Origin of the sequence: Cryptosporangium phraense (genome assembly GCF_006912135.1) — a bacterium.
Classification (GTDB): Bacteria; Actinomycetota; Actinomycetes; order Mycobacteriales; family Cryptosporangiaceae; genus Cryptosporangium; species Cryptosporangium phraense.
In genome coordinates this window covers 167,072-184,569 of sequence record NZ_VIRS01000017.1, presented here as the reverse complement: position 1 = coordinate 184,569, position 17,498 = coordinate 167,072, and the positions used below count along the sequence as shown (strand labels likewise).

Sequence of the window (17,498 nt, the reverse complement as noted above, 5' to 3'; positions counted from 1 at the left end):
GAGCCCCTCTTGACGAAAACGGGGTGGGCCCCCGTATCGTACCCAGCGAGAAACGGAGGGCCACCCCGTTTCGAACCGCTCAGGGAGGAACACATGCGTCCAGTTCTCGTCGCCCGCGCCACCGGCCGCCAGGGCAGCGCCGCGACCCGAGCCCTGCTCGCGCAGGGCACGCCGGTCCGCGCGCTGGTCCGCGACCCCGACCACCCGCGGGCCCGGGCGCTCGCCGACGCCGACGCCGAGGTGGTCGCCACCGACTACGACGACCCCGCGTCGCTGCGCGCGGCCGCGGACGGCGTCCGGGGCGTGTTCTCGGTGCAGCTTCCCGACCTGGAGAACCTGCTGGGCGACGCCGAGGTCCGCCACGGCCGCAACCTCGTGGACGCGGCCGTGCGGACCGGCGTCGAGCAGATCGTGCACACGTCGGTCTCCGGCACCGGCCGCCCGTTGCCCGACCCTGAGAAGTACGGCGAGCACATGCCGCACTACTGGCGCACGAAGGCCCAGATCGAAGACTTCGTCCGGACGTCCGGCGTCGAGCACTGGACGATCCTGCGCCCGTCGACGTTCATGGAGAACCTGATCCGGCCGTCGTTCTACTTCGCCAACGGCACCGACGACCGGCTGCTGGTCGCGCACGACCCGGACGTGCCCCAGCCCTGGATCGCCACCGACGACATCGGCGCGGCCGCCGCGGCCGCGTTCGCCGACCCGGCCCGCTTCGACGGCGTCGAGCTCGAGCTGGCCGGCGACCGGCTGTCGATGCGCGAGGTCGCGAAGATCCTCTCGGACGTGCTCGGCACCGAGATCGCGCTGCCCGCCGAGGGCGAGGGGCCGGCGGAGCATTTCGCCCGCGCCCAGCGCTACTCGACCGACCACCCGGCCCCGGCCCGCCCCGAATTCGCCCACGCCCAGGGCCTCACCCCCCGCACCCTCGCCGACTGGGCATCCGTCCACCTGCGCTAAGGGCAGTGCGTCTTCGGCTCGTCGCCGATGACGAGCACGACCACGGAACCGCCGTCGACAAGCGCACCGGCGCCCGGGATCTCGCGATGCACCACGCCGACGTGCTCGCAGCGCGGATCGACCTCGTGAGTGACCGCACCCGGGGTCAGTCCCGCCGCTCGCACGGCCGCCTTCGCCGCGGCCTCGGTCTGCCCGATCACGTTCGGCACCCTCACCTGGGACACCGGTGCGAACGACGCGGTCAGGGCCCGGTTCGACTCGCTCAGGCTGCGGTTCTTCTCGGCCAGCACGTACGAGGTGCCGTCGGAGAACGTGAGCGGCCCGTGCACCGACCCGTCGTCGAAACGACCGTAGAAGCCGGTGAGCCAGCCGGCCTGCCGCCCGTCCCCGGTCTTCAACTCCAGGTAGACCGCCGTGTCGCCGTCCTTGTCCTCGTCCGTCGTCGTGAACGTGACGCTCGCCGAGGTGAGGACGGCGGTCGGCGTCGCGGCCGCGGCCGGTCGTCCGATCAGCACCAGCGCCAGTACAACGACCGCCATCACCAGCGCCTTCATGGGCATGCCGTCTTCGGTTCGTCGCCGATCACGAGATCGACCGCACTGCCGTTGTCGACGGTCGCCCCGGGGCCGGGAACTTCCCGCAGCACCACGCCGACGTGCTCGCAGCGTGCATCGACCTCGTGCGTGACCCGGCCCGGTACGAGCCCCGCCGCCCGCACGGACGCCTTAGCCGCGGCCTCGGTCTGATCGATGACGTTCGGCACCTTGGTCTGCGACACCGTCGTGAACGGGGTCTGCTGGTGGACGATCTTCTCGGTCAGCGTCCGGGTCTTCTCTCCGAACACGTAGGTGGTGCCGTCCGAGAACGTCAGCTGCATCGAGTAGCTGAAATGCCACGTGTCGGTGCCAGGGGGCTGGAACGCCAGCTAGAAGTACCCGGTTCGCAGATCGGCCGCGGTGGTGACACCCTTTAGACCAGCTGCATCAGCAGCAGCGTTTTGCCGTTCTTGTCATCGTCGCCGGTCGTGAACGTGATGCTGACGGCGGACAGCGTCGCGGTGGGCGCTGTGGGCACAGTGGCCGCGGCCGGCGTCCCGAAGAGCAGGATCGGGATCACGGCGGCCAGGAGCAGTAGTCGTTTCACCCGGCGAGAATCGGGTGAAACCGTGTGACCGCACGTGTGATCAGCCGGTCAGCAGCTCCGCGATGAGCCCGGCGGTCGTCACCGGGTCGCCGTCGGCGGGGCGTAGCACCAGCTCGGCCGCCTGCGGCGGCTCGTACGGGGCCGACACCCCGGTCAGCCCCGGCTCCCCCCGCGCGTACAGCCCCTTCGGATCCCGCTCGGCGCACACCTCGACCGGCGTGTCCACGAACACCTCGACGAACGGCAGGTCCGCGGCCCGGTGCAGCGCCCGGACGGCGTCCCGATCCGCACGATACGGCGACACGAGCGACACCACCGCCACCACTCCGGCGTCCGCGAAGAGCTTGGCGACCTCACCGACGCGGCGGACGTTCTCCGACCGGTCCGCCGGACCGAAGCCCAGGTCGGACGTCAGTCCGTGGCGCAGGTTGTCGCCGTCCAACAGGTACGCCGGCCGCCCGGCGGCCACCAACCGGCGCTCGAGCTCCACCGCCACCGACGACTTCCCCGAGGCCGGCAGCCCGGTCAGCCAGACCGTCGCGCCGGACGACGACCGGTCCGATCGAGACACGCCGGAGGAGTGCCACGACACCGACGACGACCGCACCGAGGGCCCGGTGATCATCCCGGCCGCCACCGTCTCGTTCGAGACCTCGTCCACCAGGATGAACCCACCGGTCGCCCGGTTCCGCCGGTACGCGTCGAACAGCACCGGCCGCTGCGCGTGCAGCCGCGCCCGTCCGATCTGGTTGAGCGTGAGGTCCGTAGCGTCCGGATCCCGGTGCAGCGTGTTCACGTCCAGCCGGTACTCCAGCGCGGTCACCCGCACGCGGGTCTCCGCGGTCGTGTGCCGCAGCACGTACCGCCCACCGACCGACAGCCCGCTGCGCTCGCCGAACCAGCAGAGCATCGCGTCCAGGTCGGACCCGACGTGCGGCCGGTTTCCCGGCCGGCACAGCAGGTCTCCCCTCCCGACGTCGAGGTCGTCGGCGAGCTGCAGGGTCACCGCCTGCGGTGCGAACGCTTCGTCCAGGCGGACGCCTCCCGGCGCCCAGATCGCCCGGACGGTGGTCGTGAACCCCGACGGCAGCGCCACGACCTCGTCACCCGGACGCATCACGCCGCCGGCCAACGTGCCGGCGTACCCGCGGAAGCTCGGCGACCGCACGACGTACTGCACCGGGAAGCGGGCGTCGATCAGGTTCCGGTCGGAGGCGACGTGCACCTGCTCGAGGTGGTGCAGCAGTGGCAGCCCCTCGTACCAGGGCATCGCCGCGCTCCGGTGGACGACGTTGTCGCCGTGCAGCGCCGAGACCGGGATCACCGACAGATCGTGGACGTCGAGCCGGGCCGCGAACCGCTCGAAGTCGGCGCTGATCTGCTCGAACCGCTCGGCCGTGTACCCGACCAGGTCCATCTTGTTGACGCACAGCACGACGTGCGGGACGCCGAGCAGGCTGGCCAGGAACGCGTGCCGCCGGGACTGCTCGGTGAGCCCCAGCGACGCGTCGACCAGGATCAGCGCCAGGTCCGCGGTCGACGCCCCGGTCACCATGTTCCGGGTGTACTGGATGTGCCCCGGAGTGTCGGCGATGACGAACGAGCGCTTGGGCGTCGCGAAGTAGCGGTAGGCGACGTCGATCGTGATGCCCTGCTCACGCTCGGCCCGCAGGCCGTCGGTGAGCAGGGCGAGGTTCAGCTCCTCGCCCCGGTCGCGGCTGGCCTGCTCGACCGCGGCGAGCTGGTCGGTGAACGTCGCCTTGGAGTCGTACAGCAACCGCCCGACCAGCGTGGACTTTCCGTCGTCGACCGAACCGGCGGTCGCGATCCGCAATGACTTCATTTAGAAGTAGCCCTCCCGCTTGCGGTCCTCCATGCCGGCCGCGGAGATGCGGTCGTCGGCCCGGGTCGCGCCGCGCTCGGTGACCCGCGTTGCCGCCACCTCGGCCACGACGTCGTCCGGCGTGGCCGCGGCCGACTCCACGCAGCCGGTGCAGGTCGCGTCCCCGACCGTGCGGAATCGAACGAGCGAGGAAACCGGTTCCTCACCGGCGAGCAGTGGAAGGAACCGGGTGACGGCCAGCAGCATCCCGTCCCGGGCCACGACCGGACGCCGGTGCGCGTAGTAGAGCGGCGGCAGCTCGATGCCCTCGTCCCGGATGTAGCGCCAGATGTCGAGCTCGGTCCAGTTCGAGAGCGGGAACACCCGGATGTGCTCGCCGGGCTTGTGCCTGCCGTTGTAGAGGTTCCAGAGCTCGGGACGCTGCCCGCGCGGGTCCCACTGCCCGTACCGGTCGCGGAAGCTGAACACCCGCTCCTTCGCGCGCGCCTTCTCCTCGTCCCGCCGAGCCCCACCGAACACCGCGTCGAAACGGTGCTCGCCGATCGTCCGCAGGAGGGTCGTCGTCTGGAGACGGTTGCGCCCGGCGACGGGATCGTCGGCGACGGCGCCCGAGTCGATGTCGTCCTGGACCCGTCCGACGATCAACCGGACGCCGGCGCGCTCGACGGCCAGATCCCGGAAGGACAGAACCTCGTCGAAGTTATGGCCGGTGTCGATGTGCAGCACCGGGAACGGCACCGGAGCGGGCCAGAACGCCTTGGTCGCCAGGTGCAGCATCACGACCGAGTCCTTGCCGCCGGAGAACAGCAGCACCGGACGCTCGAACGTCGCCGCGACCTCCCGGACGATGTGGACCGCTTCGGCTTCCAGGCCCTGCAGATGGGTCAGCTCATAGGACACGGTCATGGCCTCAAAGTAGAACAGGTTCTTGTGCGAAATCCAGGAAAGCGGCACGCTGAGCCCATGGAGAGCCGCACGCTGGAACACCTGCTCACGCTGGAGGACCTCCGCCAGCTCAAGTACCGCTACCTGCGCAGCGTCGACCAGAAGGACTGGGACGGCCTCGCCGACACGCTGACCGAGGACGCGGTCGCCGACTACGGGACGCCCGCCATGGGCGACCGGCTCCTCCTGGAGGGCCGGGCCGCGATCCTCGGGTTCATGCGCGAGAACCTCGGGCCGCAGCTGATCAGCGTTCACGCCGCCGGGCAGCCGGAGATCACCGTGAACGGCGACACCGCGGCCGGCACCTGGGCGTTCACCGACCTGATCATCGCGCCGGAGTACCAGCTGGTGATCCAGGGCGCCGCGTTCTACCAGGACACGTACCGCCGGGAGGCCGACGGCGCCTGGCGGATCAGCCGCACCGGGTACGACCGCACCTACGAGGCGACGCTCTCGCTGGACGACCTGCCCAAGTTCCGGCTGACGTCGAACAGGTGGGCCACCGTTGACCAATAATCAGAACGAGTTCTACGGTTTCACCCAGCCGTTCGCCGACGCGATCGCCGAGGCCGAGAAGATCATCGCGGACGCGCCCCACGTCCGCACCGAGCAGGACCTGCTCGAGGGGTACGACTACCTGGCCGGCAGCATCAAGGCGTCGCTGCACATGGCCTGGGCCTACGACCGCGAGTTCCCGTTCTTCGCGCAGTCGACCGGGCCGTACACGAAGATGGGCCTCGACAACCCGGACACGCTCTACTTCCACGCGAACCTGCGGCCGGAGGCCGAGTACGTCGTCACCGGCCGCCGGGGCAGCACCCGCGACCTCAGCTTCCAGGTGCTGTCCGGCGACTACTCGGCCGCCGAGGTGCCCGACAGCCCGTCGGCGTTCGACGACCGCTCGATCGACATCGCCGACGACGGCACGTTCGAGGTGCGCTTCGGCCCCGGCCCGGCCGCGCGCAACTACGTGACGCTCGCCCCGGGCGCGACGATGCTCGCGGTCCGCGAGGTCTACAGCGACTGGGCGACCGAGAAGCGCGGCGAGATCCGCATCCACCGCGTCGACACGCTCGGGCACGCGCCGGAGCCGATCGGCCCCGGGCAGATGCGCAAGCGCTACGAGGTCGCGGGCAAGATGCTGATCTCCCGGCTGCGCACCTGGCTGCAGTTCCCGGAGTGGTTCTACCTGAAGCTGCCGGTCAACACGCTGACCGAGCCGCGCCTGACGCCGGGCGGCCTCTCCACCCAGTACTCGTCGGTCGGGCACTACGAGTTACCCGACGACGTCGCGATGGTCGTCACCGTGCCGAAGTCGGACGCGCCCTACCAGGGCCTGCAGCTGGGCAGCCGCTGGTACGTCTCGCTCGACTACGCGAACCACCAGACCAGCCTCACCACCGACCAGGCGAAGGCCGACCCGGACGGGCTGATCCGGTTCGTGATCAGCGAACGGGACCCCGGGCTGACGAACTGGATCGAGCGCACCGGCCACGACCGGGGGTTCGTCCAGATCCGCTGGCAGCGGGTGTCCCGCGAGATGACGGCGGCCGACGGGCCGAGCGTCGAGCTGGTACCCGTCGAACAGCTGAAGGATCACGTCCCCTACTACGAGGACCAGCGGATCACGCCGGAGGCGTGGGCCGATCGCATCGCGGTCCGGCAGGCCGCCACCGCGGAACGGATGCTCGGATGACGGGTCTTCTCGACGACAAGGTCGTCGTCGTGTCGGGGATCGGGCCGGGCCTCGGCCGGTCGATCGCGCTGCGCGCGGCCGCGGCCGGTGCCGACGTCGTGCTGGCCGCGCGCACCGAGTCGCGGCTGGCCGAGGTCGCGAAGGAGGTCACCGCGCTCGGCCGCCGGGCGGTGACGGTCCGGGCCGACATCCGGTCGGACGAGGAGACCACCGCGCTGGTCGAGACCACGCTCTCGGCCTTCGGCCGCGCCGACGTGCTGGTCAACAACGCGTTCGCGATCCCCCCGCTGGCCGACTTCGCCGACGTCGACCTGAAGGACGTGCGGCGCGGCCTGGAGACGAACGTCCTCGGGACGCTGGCCCTGACCCGGAAGTTCCTCCCCGCCCTGGAATCGGCCGGAGAGGCGTCGGTGGTCATGATCAACTCGGCGGTGCTGCGCCACTCCCGGCGGACGTTCGGGCCGTACAAGATGGCCAAGGCGAGCCTGCTGGCGATGTCGCAGAGCCTGGCCACCGAGGTCGGGCCGCGGGGCATCCGGGTCAACACGGTCGCGCCCGGCTACATCTGGGCGCCGAACCTCCAGTGGTACTTCAGCTACCTCGGCGAGCAGCGCGGGATCACCCAGCAGGACGTCTACGACGAGACCGCGGCCGAGCTCGACCTGCGCCGGCTGCCCGAACCGGACGAGATCGCCGACGCGGTGGTGTTCCTGGCCTCGCCGATGGCCCGGGCGATCACCGGCCAGTGTCTCGACGTCAACTGTGGGGAGTGGCACCACTGATGGTCGTCCGCGACAAGGTCGGCACGGTCGAGGACCTGCACGCCTCGGCCACCAGAATCACCGGCCTCACCGACTTCGGGGACTCCGAGTACCTCGAGGGCCTGCAGGTGCTGCTGGAGTCGTACGCGGCCGAGGCCGCGCTGACCCCGGCGGGCTTCTCGGTCACCCGGGCGTTCCTGCGGGGCGCGCTGGTGGCCCGGCTGTTGTCGGAAGCGTCCTGGGCGGCGAACCCGGGGTACGCGAAGGTGCCGATCGAGCGGCCGATCTTCGTGACCGGTCTCCCCCGCACCGGCACCACCGCGCTGCACCGTCTGCTCACCGCCGACCCGGCCCACCAGGGGCTGGAGATGTGGCTGACCGAGATGCCGCAGCCCCGGCCGCCGCGGGAGACCTGGGCCGCCGATCCGCTCTACCAGCGGCTGTCGAGCGCGTTCGAGCAGCACCACGTCGAGCACCCGGAGTTCATGGGGCTGCACTACATGTCGGCCGACCAGGTCGAGGAGTGCTGGCAGCTGCTTCGCCAGTCGATGCAGTCGATCTCGTTCGAGTGCCTGGCCCACCTGCCCCGCTACTCGGCCTGGCTGGCCGGGCAGGACTGGGGCTCGGCGTACCGGCGGCACCGGCGGAACCTGCAGCTGATCGGCCTGCCGGACGCCGGCAAACGCTGGGTGCTGAAGAACCCGAGTCACCTGTTCGCGCTCGACGCGCTGTTCGCCGCCTATCCGGACGCGCTGGTGATCCAGACCCACCGGGCGCCCCGGACCGCGATGGCGTCGGTGTGCAGCCTGGCCGAGGCGGCGACCGAGGGCTGGTCGACGGTGTTCCGGGGTTCGGTGGTGGGGCGGGATCAGCTCGACCTGTGGGCCCGCGGGCTCGACCGGTTCCGGGCCGACCGGACCCGCTACGACCCGGCCCAGTTCTTCGACGTCGAGTACGAGGAGTTCGTCGCCGATCCGCTCGGCACCGCGACGCGGGTCTACGAGCACTTCGGCCTCGAGCTCACCGACGCGGCCCGCACCGCGATGGACGAGATCCACGCCGAGAGCCGCACCGGCGCCCGCCGTCCGGCACACCGCTACACGCTCGACGATTTCGGGCTGACCGCGTCCGAGGTCGACGAGCGATTCACGGAATACCTGTCCGCGCACGGAACCTGAGTGGCTCCTGTGGACAGCTAAGGAGTGTGACGACCACACCGCCAGCCCGTGAAGCTCCGCTGCCCGGCGCCGACGAGCGCCGGGCCGCGCTCCTCCGGGAGCTGCAGCGAGCCCCGGCCGTGCGGCGCACCGGTCGGCTGCTGCCCCCGTTCCTGGCCGCCGGAGCGGTCGCGGCCACGGTCGCCGCGGTCGTGCTCGGCGCGGTGGTGCTCGAGCCGCGGACCGACGGGCGCCCGACGACCACCGCTGCCCCGGCCCGGGCGCCGTCCCCGACCCGCCCGGCGCTGCGCGACGACAGCCTGAACGGGCTGCTGGCCCGCGTCGACAAGGCCGTGAAGTCGTACCGGGCCCCGAACTGGTCCCAGCCCGACTCCGACTACGTCTACACGAAGGCCCGGGTCCGGACGGCCGGTGGCGCCCTCGCGACCCGCGAGCAGTGGTTCCCGGCCGATGGTCACGGCACGACGAGCATCCGGATCGACGGCGGCCCGATGTCCGAGGAGCCGTCCGGCGTCACCGGCAACCTGATCCTGTCGACGCTGAAGACCGCCGCCGAACAGCCCACGTACTCGAAGATCGATCCGTACGCGGGCCGCTCCGGGCCACTCGACCTGCTGGAGGCGATCCGGCACGCGACGAAGAACGACAAGGGCGACCCCGAAGGGAACGTCTTCGCACGGGTCCGCCGGCTGTTGCAGGTGGCCGGGGTGGCCGAACCCCCGACGGCGGCCTGGCTCTACCACGCGGCCGCGCTCGTGCCCGGCGCCGGCTTCGACCCGGACGTCGTCGACGTCACCGGGAAACACGTCGCCGCGATCACCTACGGACGGCAGATGATCGCGTTCGACCCGGCGTCCGGCGCGCTGCGCTACGAGGGCGTGCTGCCGGCCGGCGGGAAGCCGGACGCGATCTCGCTCGGCGGGATCGTCGACAAGGTCGGCGCGACGACGATCCGGAAGGCCACGCCACCGCCGTCGCCCAGCGAGGTCCCCGAGGTATCGCAGGGCAAGCCGAGCTGGGATCCGGCCGCCGACATCCGTGACGTCGACGTCCGCAACCTGAAGTTCGAGGTGCCGATCGACGTCTCGAGAGCGCCGGTGGTCGACGCGGGCCTCGACTCGGGCTCCGGCGGGCCGGTCGCCGACTTCCGCGACGGCCGGGTGACGCTGACCGAGCGCGGGAAGAAGCTCGAGCTGACGATCGGCAAGCCGGTGTACCTGACGCCGAACCAGGCCCAGCTGGACGGCGTCTGGCCGACGACCGGGCCGAAGTACGAGGACGCGGCCAAGAAGCCGGGCGCCGACTGCGCGGTCGTGACGATCGCGATCACGTCCTCGCTGCCCGACGTGCAGTACGCGGTGATCCTGTTCTCCGGTGCGCCGGGCCCGCTGTTCCCGGGGCCGCAGTCGATCGTCCTGATCGTCCGGAACGGCCCGGGCCCGGTCGTCACCACCGACGGCGACACGCTCTCGATCGCCGAGCACCCCGGGGCCACCCCGCAGAAGTACACCCGTAGCGGCCTCGGCTTCGCCCCCGCCAAGTGAATACCCCCGATAGGACTTCACCTGTGACGACATCCTTGCGCCACCGCGTCCGAGCCGGGGACCCCGCCGCGTTCGGCGAGCTCTTCGACGTCGGGGCCCGACGCGTCTACAACCACGCCTACCGGCTGCTCGGCGACTGGTCGGCGGCCGAGGACACGGTCTCGCTGACGTTCCTCGAGGCCTGGCGGGGCCGGAACCGGGTGCAGCCGGAGGGCGGGCCGCTGGTGCCGTGGCTGCTCGGCATCGCGACGAACGTGGCCCGCAACCTCGCTCGGGCCCGGCGGCGGCACGCGGCCGCACTCGACCGGTTACCCCAGCCGCGCGACGAGCCCGACTTCGCCGACGAGGTCGCCGACAAGATCGACGTGCTGAACTCGGCCCGGGCCGCCCAGCAGGCGCTGAGCGCGCTGCGCCGCCCCGAGCGCGAGGTGTTCGCGCTCTGCGTCTACGCCGAGCTGGACTACGTCGCCACGGCCGAGGCGCTGGACATCCCGGTCGGCACGGTCCGGTCGCGGCTGTCCCGGGCCCGGGCCCGGCTCCGGGACGTGGCCGTTCCCCCGGTCGCCGCGCACGAGGAGGCGTGGTGATCGACTGTCCGCTCCCCGACGCCGACCAGCGGCGGGCGGCCCTGCTGGCCGAGATCACGCGCACCGAGCCGGTAGCGCGGCGTCGCCGGTTCCTGGTGCCCGCGCTGGCCGCCGGGGCGGTGGCCGCGACCGTCGCGATCGCCGCGCTGGCCGGCGCCGGCCTGCGGTCGGACCCGCCCGCGCCGGTCGCCGACGCGAAGCCGATCCAGGACCTGCGCGCCCGGCTCGACGTCGTCGACCGGACCGTGAAGCCGCGGGAACTGGGGTTCAACCCGAGCGACTTCGTCTACGTGCAGACCCGGACGACACCGGGCACCGACCCGGCCGGGACGACCGAGATCTGGGTCAACGAGGGCGGCGGGAGCCGGGGCGCGATCCTCGACGCGAAGGGCCTGCGCACCACCGATCCGCTGCTCACGCAGTGGAAAGCGGGGGCACCGCAGAACGTGGTCAGCGCGGTGAAGTACCCGACCTACACGTACATGTCGGGTGCGCAGGGCCTGCGCGGGAACGGCGACGAGGCGCTCTACGCCGAGCTCCGCCGAACCGCGTCCGGGAACGACGCGATCTTCGCCAAGGTCCGGCTGATGCTGCGCAACGGCGGTCTGGCGTCACCGGCGGTCCGCACCTGGCTCTACCGCGCGGCCCTGCGGGTGCCGGGCGTGACCGTCCGGACCGGCGTCTCCGACGCCGTCGGCCGGCCCGGCACGGCGCTGACCCTGGGTCGGCAGGTGATCCTCATCGATCCGGACGACGGGTCGCTGCTCGCCGAATCGGACGGGGCGTCGGGCGGCCCACCGGGGCCGGCGATCGTCTCCACCGCCCTGGTTCCGTACGCCGGAGTGCCACCGGCAAAATAAGTCGGAACTGTGCCCGGGCTGTGGACAGAAGTAGGGCGTGACGACCACTCTGCGGGAACGCGTGCGGGCCGGGGACTCGGCCGCCTTCGGCGAGCTGTTCGACTCGGCCGCACGCCCCGTCTACAACCACGCCTACCGATTACTCGGTGACTGGACCGGTGCCGAGGACGCGGTCTCGCTGACGTTCCTCGAGGCCTGGCGGTGCCGGGAACGCATCGACGCCGAGGGCGGCACGCTGCTGCCCTGGCTGCTCGGCATCGCGACGAACGTCGTGCGGAACACCGCCCGGGCCCGGCGTCGCCACGCGGCGGCGCTGGCCCGGTTGCCGCGGGTTCCGGCCGAGCCCGACTTCGCCGAGGCGCTCGTCGGGCACCTCGACGACCTCGACCAGTGGCGCGCGGTCCGGGCCGCGCTCGAGACCCTGCGCCGGCCCGAGCGGGAGGTCGTCGCGCTCTGCGTCTACGCCGGGCTCGACTACGCCGCCACCGCCGAAGCGCTCGGCATCCCGATCGGCACCGTGCGCTCGAGGCTGTCCCGGGCGCGCGCCCATCTCCGCGACACCGTTGCGCCGGCCCGGCAGGAGGCCCGATGAACACCACCGAACACGCCGAGATCGCCGAGGTCGCGGCCCTGCTGCCGGCCGCACCGGCCGACCGTGAGCCCGGGGTACCTCGGGACGCGCTGCTCTCGCAGCTGACGACGCGCCGCACGTTCCGGAACAGCGGCTGGGCCGTCCCGCTGCTGACTGCCGCCGCCCTGGTGCTGGTCGTCGCCCTGACCGCCGGAGTGAGCCTGTTCCTCGGCCGGGAGACGAACTCGGTGACACCCGCCGGGTCGGGCCCGAAGTCGCTGGCCGAGCTGCGCAGCCTGCTGGCCGCGGCCTCGAACCGGGAGGGCCGGGACTGGCAGCTGCCCGGCTACCGGCCGGACGACTTCATCTACGTCCGGGAGGCCTCCGGCGGCTCGACCCGCGAGTCCTGGTACTCGGCGAACGGTCAGAAGCAGAGCTTCGGCCGCACCGGCAGCGGAGACCTCCGCCCGTACGTGGACCTGCCCGCCGGCACACCGAAGACGACGGTGTTCCAGGCCATGATCGAACGGCCGAACTACCAGCTGCTCGATCTGGCCGCCCGCACGTTGCGCCCCGAGGACCTGCTGGCCGCACTGGAGAAGGCCGACCGCGACGGACACGGCACGTTCCGGATGTCGGCCGCGGTCGCGCAGATGCTGAAGCTGGGTGGTCAGGCCAGTCCGGTGATCCGCGGGTGGGTGTACGACGTCGCGACCCGGATTCCCGGCGCGTATCTCGTCCGGGACGGCGTGGACGGGCGGGGACGGCACTCGCCCGGCATCGGGTTCACGGTCGGCGGGGTCACCGACCGGATCCTGGTCAACCCGGAGAGCGGCGCGGTGATGGCGGTGAAGACCGGGACGGTGGAGAGCACGTTCCTCGCTTTCGGGGCGTCCGCGAAGCCGGGCGACGTGCCGGCGGCGTCGTTCGATCCGGCCGTCGTGCCGCTCGCCGCGCTGCCGGCACCGGCGAAGTCCGCGGTGGTTCCGGCGCCGTCGTCGATCCGGGACGTCGACTTCGCGAACGGGGACTGGGAGTTGCCGCTGGACGTCAGCAAGCGGCCGGTGATCACGGCCGGGCGCCCGGGCGGAGGCGGGCCGATCGCGCACTTCGTCAACGGCGTCGCCCAGCTGCCCAAGGACGACCAGTGGCCGCTGCAGTTCGAGGTCGATACGCGGGCGTTCCCGGTCGTCCACGTGCCGGCGGACTCCGCGATGCCGGAGTCGGCGGTGGTCGTCATCCGGATCCGGCCGACCGAGCCGGGCCGGACGGATCAGCTCACCTACGCGATCGTCGCGTTCCTGGGGCAGCCCGACGTGTTTCCCGGTCCGGCAGCGCTCGTCGAGCTGGTCGGCAGCGGGCCCGGTCCGAAGGTCGACCTGAAGGCGAATCAGCTCCAGGTGGAGACGTCACCCGGCGCCGCGCCGCAGCGGTTCACCCGCACCGCGACCGGTTTCACGCCGGTTCGGTGACCGGTTCCCGGCCGGGGCGTGCGCCCCGGCCGGGCCGATCGGTCACTCGAACCCGCGGCCGAGCTGGTCGAGGACCTGGTCGAGCGTGGGCATCAGGTGGTGGACGTCCGGTTCCTCGACCCAGAGATTCATCGCGACGCGGAGCCCGCTCAGGAACGCGGCCGCCTGCACCCGGGCCGCCCGCCGGTCGTCCGGAGCGTGCGCACCGGACCGGGCCAGCAGCACGCCGGCCGCGTCGCGTTCGAACGCGCCGTAGATCGCCGACTGGCGAGCCAGCAACGACGGGTGCTGACGCAGCGCGCGCATCGCGGTGACCCGGGCCAGGTCGGGGTCGAGCCAGCGATCGGTGAGTGAGTTGAGGCTCGCGCGCAGCGCGCGCCAGGGCGGCTCGGACGGCGGCCGGTCGCGCAGCGCCGCCAGCCAGTCCTGCAGCCGGACGACGTCGCCGTCGAGGATCGCGTCCTCCTTGCTGGCGAAGTAGTTCGAGAACGTCCGGCGGGACAGGTCGGCGGCGTCGGCGATCGCCTCGGTCGTGACGTGGTCGAGCCCGTGCTCGAGGGCCAGCCGCACGGCCGCCTCGTGCAGCGCGAGTCGCGCGGCGGCCTTCTTCCGCTCGCGGAGTCCTTCCGGGGCGTCCACGCCGGTGAGCTTAGCGCGCGTTCCGGCGATCTTGCCCAGCGTGCAAGTTTTCCCGTTGAGAAGGTATCGTGCGGTTGCATCAGTCAAGCAAGGGCCCAGATTCTGGAGGACGCGCGCCGATGACCGCGCCGACCGCTTCACCCCCGCAGAACCAGGCGATGACCCACCGGCAGATCCTGGAGGCCCTCTCCGGCCTCCTGCTGGTGCTGTTCGTCGCGATGACCAGCGCGACCGTGGTCTCGACCGCACTGCCGACGATCATCGGCGCGCTGAACGGCAGCCAGTCGCAGTACACGTGGGTGGTGACCGCGTCGCTGCTCGCGGCGACCGCGACCACGCCGATCTGGGGCAAGCTCGCCGACCTGTTCAGCAAGAAGCTGCTGGTCCAGATCGCGATCACGATCTTCGTGATCGGCTCGATCATCTGCGGTTTCGCGCAGAACGCCGCTGAGCTGATCGCCGCGCGCGCGTTCCAGGGCCTGGGCATGGGCGGTCTGCAGGCGCTGGTGCAGGTCGTGATGGCGGCGATGATCCCGCCGCGCGAGCGCGGCCGCTACAACGGCTACCTCGGCGCGGTGATGGCGCTGGCGACGGTCGGCGGCCCGCTGCTCGGCGGCCTGATCGTCGACACGGACTGGCTCGGCTGGCGCTGGTGCTTCTTCATCGGCGTCCCGATCGCGATCGTCGCGCTCGCCGTCCTGCAGCGGACGCTGAACCTCGCGGTCGTGAAGCGCGCGGACGTGTCGATCGACTACGCCGGGGCGTTCCTGATCGCCGGCGGCGTGAGCATCCTGCTGATCTGGGTGACGTTCGTCGGCTCGTCGTTCGACTGGCTGTCGTGGCCGACCGCGGTGATGGTTCTCGCGGGTCTGGCCGTGCTGGCGTTCGCGACCTGGGTGGAGAGCCGGGTGCGCGAACCCGTCGTGCCGCTGCGGGTGATCGTCCAGCGGACGCCGGCGCTGGCCATCGTCGCCAGCCTGGCGGTCGGCATGGCGATGTTCGGTGGCGCGGTCTTCCTCGGTCAGTACTTCCAGATCGGCCGCGGGTACTCCCCCACCGAGGCCGGCCTGCTGACGATCCCGATGATGGCCGGCGTCCTGCTCTCGTCGACGATCGCCGGACGGCTGATCACCGCGACCGGCAAGATCAAGCCGTACATCATCGCGGGCACGGTCGTGCTGGTGGCCGGGTTCGCGATCCTGGGGACGATCGACCACCGGACCAACCTGGTGATCGTCGGCGTCGGGATGTTCCTGGTCGGCACCGGCGTCGGCATGTCGATGCAGAACCTGGTGCTGGTCGTCCAGAACACGGTGGCGCTGTCGGACCTGGGCGCGGCCAGCGGGGCGATCACGTTCTTCCGGTCGCTCGGCGGCACGATCGGCGTCTCGGTGCTGGGCGCGGTGCTGGCTTCGAAGGTGACCACCGACATCACCGCCAAGCTGGCCGCGGCCGGGGTGCCCGCTTCCGCGGCCGGTGGGGACACCAGCACGCTGGACCTCAAGGCGCTGCCGCCCGCGTTCCAGGAGATCGTCCGGGCCGCCTACGGCGACGCCACCGGTCACATCTTCCTGATCGCCGCGGTGATCGGCGTCGTGGGAGTGCTCGCCGCGATCGCGCTGCCGAAGGTCGAGTTGCGGACGACCGTCGACCTGGCCAAGGCGGACCGGGACCCGGAGGAGGCGACGCCGCTGGCCGAACTGGCGGGCGGAGTCGGCGTCGAGGACGCCACCCTCACCGAGGGCCGCGAAGCCCCGGCTCCCCGCTGATTCATCCGAGCGGCGCGGCGCCCCGGCCAGGAGGTCCGAAGTGGAACGCGAGATGGCCGGGCAGTGAACGTGGACTGCCCGGCGCGCAGCGGCACGGCGTGTCCGTCAGCACACTGATGCGCGCAAGAAGGCCCAGGGAACACCACGTTTCAACCCTGGTCGCCCGCGGGCAAACAGTCGTTTCCGCAGCGTCCGCGGAAGTTCCCGGACGAAGGTGAACCGAAGGCGAACATTGGTCGGACTCAGACGTCCGGCCCTAGATGGCTGATGGTTGGCGCGCGCAATCTGGATCGCGTGACAGCTGCATCGGTAGTCCTCGTGCTGGTCGTGATCGTCGCGTTAGGGTTCGACTTCACGAACGGTTTTCACGACACCGCAAACGCGATGGCCACGTCCATCGCCACCGGGGCACTGCAGCCCAAGACTGCAGTCGCGCTGTCGGGGATCTTGAACCTGATCGGTGCGTTCCTGTCCGTCGAAGTTGCGCTGACGGTCACCAACGCCGTGGTCAAGATTCAAAATCACGACGGCACGCCGAAGGAAGCACTGACCGCCGACGGCGGGCAAGCGCTCCTCATCATCGTGCTCGCCGGCCTCGCCGGCGGCATCATCTGGAACCTCGCCACCTGGCTGCTCGGCCTCCCGTCGAGCTCCTCGCACGCCCTGTTCGGCGGCCTGATCGGCGCGACGATCGCCGGCCTCGGCTGGAGCGGCGTCAACTGGAACGGCGACGGCAGCAAGCTCGACGGCGTGGTCGGCAAGGTCGTCCTGCCTGCCCTGCTGTCCCCCGTCATCGCCTGCATCATCGCCGCGGTCGGCACCTGGCTGATCTACGCGATCGTCAAGGGCGTCGCCGCGCGGTACACCGACACCGGCTTCCGCTGGGGCCAGATCGGCTCGGCCTCGCTGGTCTCGCTGGCCCACGGCACCAACGACGCCCAGAAGACGATGGGTGTCATCACGCTCGCGCTGATCGCGTCCGGGCACTGGACCGACACCGAGAACATCCCGTTCTGGGTCAAGGCCGCCTGTGCGCTCGCGATCGCGTCCGGCACCTACCTCGGCGGCTGGCGGATCATCCGCACGCTCGGCAAGGGCCTGGTCGAGATCGCCCCGCCGCAGGGCATGGCCGCCGAGGGCGCCTCGGCCGCGGTCATCCTGGTCTCCAGCCACCTGGGCTTCGCGCTCTCGACCACGCACGTCGCCACCGGGTCGATCCTCGGCACCGGCATCGGCAAGCGCGGTGCCGCGGTCCGCTGGCGGGTGGCCGGCCGCATGGTCGCCGCCTGGGTGATCACGCTGCCCAGCGCCGCGGTCGTCGGCGCGGTGATGTGGTACATCGGCGACATCCTCGGTGGCGGCCTGGTCGGCGCGATCGTGGTCTTCCTCCTTCTCCTGGCCGCGGCCGTGTTCATGTACATCCGCTCGCGGCTCAAGCCGGTCCACGCCGGCAACGTGAACGAGGAGTGGGAAGAGGGCCAGCCCACCACCACCGACCGCACCCCCGCGTCCGTCTGATCCCGGGAG

18 protein-coding genes are annotated in these 17,498 nt (G+C 71.5%); 12 read left to right on the top strand and 6 right to left on the bottom strand.

Going from position 1 to position 17,498, the window contains the following annotated elements:
- Positions 1-93 precede the first annotated feature (93 nt).
- Positions 94-963, top strand: coding sequence for an NmrA family NAD(P)-binding protein (locus tag FL583_RS23780; RefSeq protein WP_142707013.1), 870 nt, complete (start codon positions 94-96; stop codon positions 961-963).
- Here the strand turns inward: FL583_RS23780 and FL583_RS23775 are convergent.
- The 5 genes from FL583_RS23775 to cysD all read right to left on the bottom strand — a co-directional run bounded on the left by FL583_RS23775 (position 960) and on the right by cysD (position 4,855).
- Entirely contained in the window at positions 960-1,523 is a 564-nt protein-coding gene (locus tag FL583_RS23775) for a PASTA domain-containing protein (protein WP_142707012.1), read from the bottom strand. The two genes, FL583_RS23780 and FL583_RS23775, sit on opposite strands and share 4 nt — an antisense overlap.
- Positions 1,514-1,840 carry a PASTA domain-containing protein gene (locus FL583_RS23770; protein WP_142707011.1) on the bottom strand — a complete coding sequence of 109 codons (327 nt, stop codon included), beginning with the start codon at positions 1,838-1,840 and terminating at the stop codon, positions 1,514-1,516. The genes FL583_RS23775 and FL583_RS23770 overlap by 10 nt, the downstream gene beginning before the upstream one ends.
- Before the next feature lie 92 nt (positions 1,841-1,932).
- Positions 1,933-2,106 carry a hypothetical protein gene (locus FL583_RS40305; protein ID WP_170323836.1) on the bottom strand — a complete coding sequence of 58 codons (174 nt, stop codon included), beginning with the start codon at positions 2,104-2,106 and terminating at the stop codon, positions 1,933-1,935.
- Between the two features lie 40 nt (positions 2,107-2,146).
- Positions 2,147-3,949 carry an adenylyl-sulfate kinase gene (cysC, locus tag FL583_RS23765; protein WP_142707010.1) on the bottom strand — a complete coding sequence of 601 codons (1,803 nt, stop codon included), beginning with the start codon at positions 3,947-3,949 and terminating at the stop codon, positions 2,147-2,149.
- Complete coding sequence (gene cysD / locus FL583_RS23760) at positions 3,950-4,855, bottom strand: sulfate adenylyltransferase subunit CysD (protein WP_142707009.1); 906 nt, start codon at positions 4,853-4,855, stop codon at positions 3,950-3,952.
- 57 nt (positions 4,856-4,912) lie between these two features.
- Here cysD and FL583_RS23755 point away from each other — a divergent pair, with 57 nt between their 5' ends.
- From FL583_RS23755 to FL583_RS23715, 9 genes are read left to right on the top strand one after another with little or no spacing between them, the layout of a single operon-like run.
- Complete coding sequence (locus FL583_RS23755) at positions 4,913-5,410, top strand: nuclear transport factor 2 family protein (RefSeq protein WP_142707008.1); 498 nt, start codon at positions 4,913-4,915, stop codon at positions 5,408-5,410.
- On the top strand, positions 5,400-6,590 hold the full coding sequence (locus tag FL583_RS23750; RefSeq protein ID WP_142707007.1) for a hypothetical protein: 1,191 nt from the start codon (positions 5,400-5,402) through the stop codon (positions 6,588-6,590). The genes FL583_RS23755 and FL583_RS23750 overlap by 11 nt, the downstream gene beginning before the upstream one ends.
- Positions 6,587-7,372: an SDR family oxidoreductase gene (locus FL583_RS23745; protein ID WP_142707006.1), complete on the top strand. Its 786-nt coding sequence runs from the start codon at positions 6,587-6,589 to the stop codon at positions 7,370-7,372. Before FL583_RS23750 ends, FL583_RS23745 begins: the two co-directional genes overlap by 4 nt.
- The gene (locus tag FL583_RS23740) at positions 7,372-8,529 is read left to right on the top strand and encodes a sulfotransferase family protein (RefSeq protein WP_170323839.1); all 1,158 of its coding nucleotides are present in this window, start codon (positions 7,372-7,374) and stop codon (positions 8,527-8,529) included. The genes FL583_RS23745 and FL583_RS23740 overlap by 1 nt, the downstream gene beginning before the upstream one ends.
- Before the next feature lie 26 nt (positions 8,530-8,555).
- A complete protein-coding gene (locus FL583_RS23735; RefSeq protein WP_142707005.1) occupies positions 8,556-10,073 on the top strand; it encodes a hypothetical protein in 1,518 nt (505 codons plus the stop codon).
- A gap of 23 nt (positions 10,074-10,096) precedes the next feature.
- Complete coding sequence (locus tag FL583_RS23730; protein ID WP_205752397.1) at positions 10,097-10,660, top strand: RNA polymerase sigma factor; 564 nt, start codon at positions 10,097-10,099, stop codon at positions 10,658-10,660.
- Positions 10,657-11,520, top strand: coding sequence for a hypothetical protein (locus tag FL583_RS23725; protein ID WP_142707004.1), 864 nt, complete (start codon positions 10,657-10,659; stop codon positions 11,518-11,520). The genes FL583_RS23730 and FL583_RS23725 overlap by 4 nt, the downstream gene beginning before the upstream one ends.
- Positions 11,521-11,557: 37 nt before the next feature.
- A complete protein-coding gene (locus tag FL583_RS23720; RefSeq protein WP_205752396.1) occupies positions 11,558-12,112 on the top strand; it encodes an RNA polymerase sigma factor in 555 nt (184 codons plus the stop codon).
- Positions 12,109-13,563: a hypothetical protein gene (locus FL583_RS23715; protein WP_142707003.1), complete on the top strand. Its 1,455-nt coding sequence runs from the start codon at positions 12,109-12,111 to the stop codon at positions 13,561-13,563. The genes FL583_RS23720 and FL583_RS23715 overlap by 4 nt, the downstream gene beginning before the upstream one ends.
- A gap of 42 nt (positions 13,564-13,605) precedes the next feature.
- Here the strand turns inward: FL583_RS23715 and FL583_RS23710 are convergent, their stop codons facing one another.
- Positions 13,606-14,202: a TetR/AcrR family transcriptional regulator gene (locus tag FL583_RS23710; protein ID WP_205752395.1), complete on the bottom strand. Its 597-nt coding sequence runs from the start codon at positions 14,200-14,202 to the stop codon at positions 13,606-13,608.
- Positions 14,203-14,321: 119 nt separating this feature from the next.
- Here FL583_RS23710 and FL583_RS23705 point away from each other — a divergent pair, with 119 nt between their 5' ends.
- Together FL583_RS23705 and FL583_RS23700 are read left to right on the top strand one after the other, a co-directional pair.
- On the top strand, positions 14,322-15,971 hold the full coding sequence (locus tag FL583_RS23705; protein ID WP_142707002.1) for an MDR family MFS transporter: 1,650 nt from the start codon (positions 14,322-14,324) through the stop codon (positions 15,969-15,971).
- Between the two features lie 267 nt (positions 15,972-16,238).
- A complete protein-coding gene (locus FL583_RS23700; protein WP_205752394.1) occupies positions 16,239-17,489 on the top strand; it encodes an inorganic phosphate transporter in 1,251 nt (416 codons plus the stop codon).
- The last annotated feature ends 9 nt before the right edge of the window (positions 17,490-17,498 follow it).

Excerpts from the sequence above, each read along its gene's own strand:
- FL583_RS23780 (WP_142707013.1), top strand. The coding sequence starts at position 94 with ATGCGTCCAGTTCTCGTCGCCCGCGCCACCGGCCGCCAGGGCAGCGCC.
- FL583_RS23775 (WP_142707012.1), bottom strand. The coding sequence starts at position 1,523 with ATGCCCATGAAGGCGCTGGTGATGGCGGTCGTTGTACTGGCGCTGGTG.
- FL583_RS23770 (WP_142707011.1), bottom strand. The coding sequence starts at position 1,840 with ATGCAGCTGACGTTCTCGGACGGCACCACCTACGTGTTCGGAGAGAAG.
- cysC (WP_142707010.1), bottom strand. The coding sequence starts at position 3,949 with ATGAAGTCATTGCGGATCGCGACCGCCGGTTCGGTCGACGACGGAAAG.
- cysD (WP_142707009.1), bottom strand. The coding sequence starts at position 4,855 with ATGACCGTGTCCTATGAGCTGACCCATCTGCAGGGCCTGGAAGCCGAA.
- FL583_RS23755 (WP_142707008.1), top strand. The coding sequence starts at position 4,913 with ATGGAGAGCCGCACGCTGGAACACCTGCTCACGCTGGAGGACCTCCGC.
- FL583_RS23745 (WP_142707006.1), top strand. The coding sequence starts at position 6,587 with ATGACGGGTCTTCTCGACGACAAGGTCGTCGTCGTGTCGGGGATCGGG.
- FL583_RS23740 (WP_170323839.1), top strand. The coding sequence starts at position 7,372 with ATGGTCGTCCGCGACAAGGTCGGCACGGTCGAGGACCTGCACGCCTCG.
- FL583_RS23715 (WP_142707003.1), top strand. The coding sequence starts at position 12,109 with ATGAACACCACCGAACACGCCGAGATCGCCGAGGTCGCGGCCCTGCTG.
- FL583_RS23705 (WP_142707002.1), top strand. The coding sequence starts at position 14,322 with ATGACCGCGCCGACCGCTTCACCCCCGCAGAACCAGGCGATGACCCAC.
- FL583_RS23700 (WP_205752394.1), top strand. The coding sequence starts at position 16,239 with ATGGTTGGCGCGCGCAATCTGGATCGCGTGACAGCTGCATCGGTAGTC.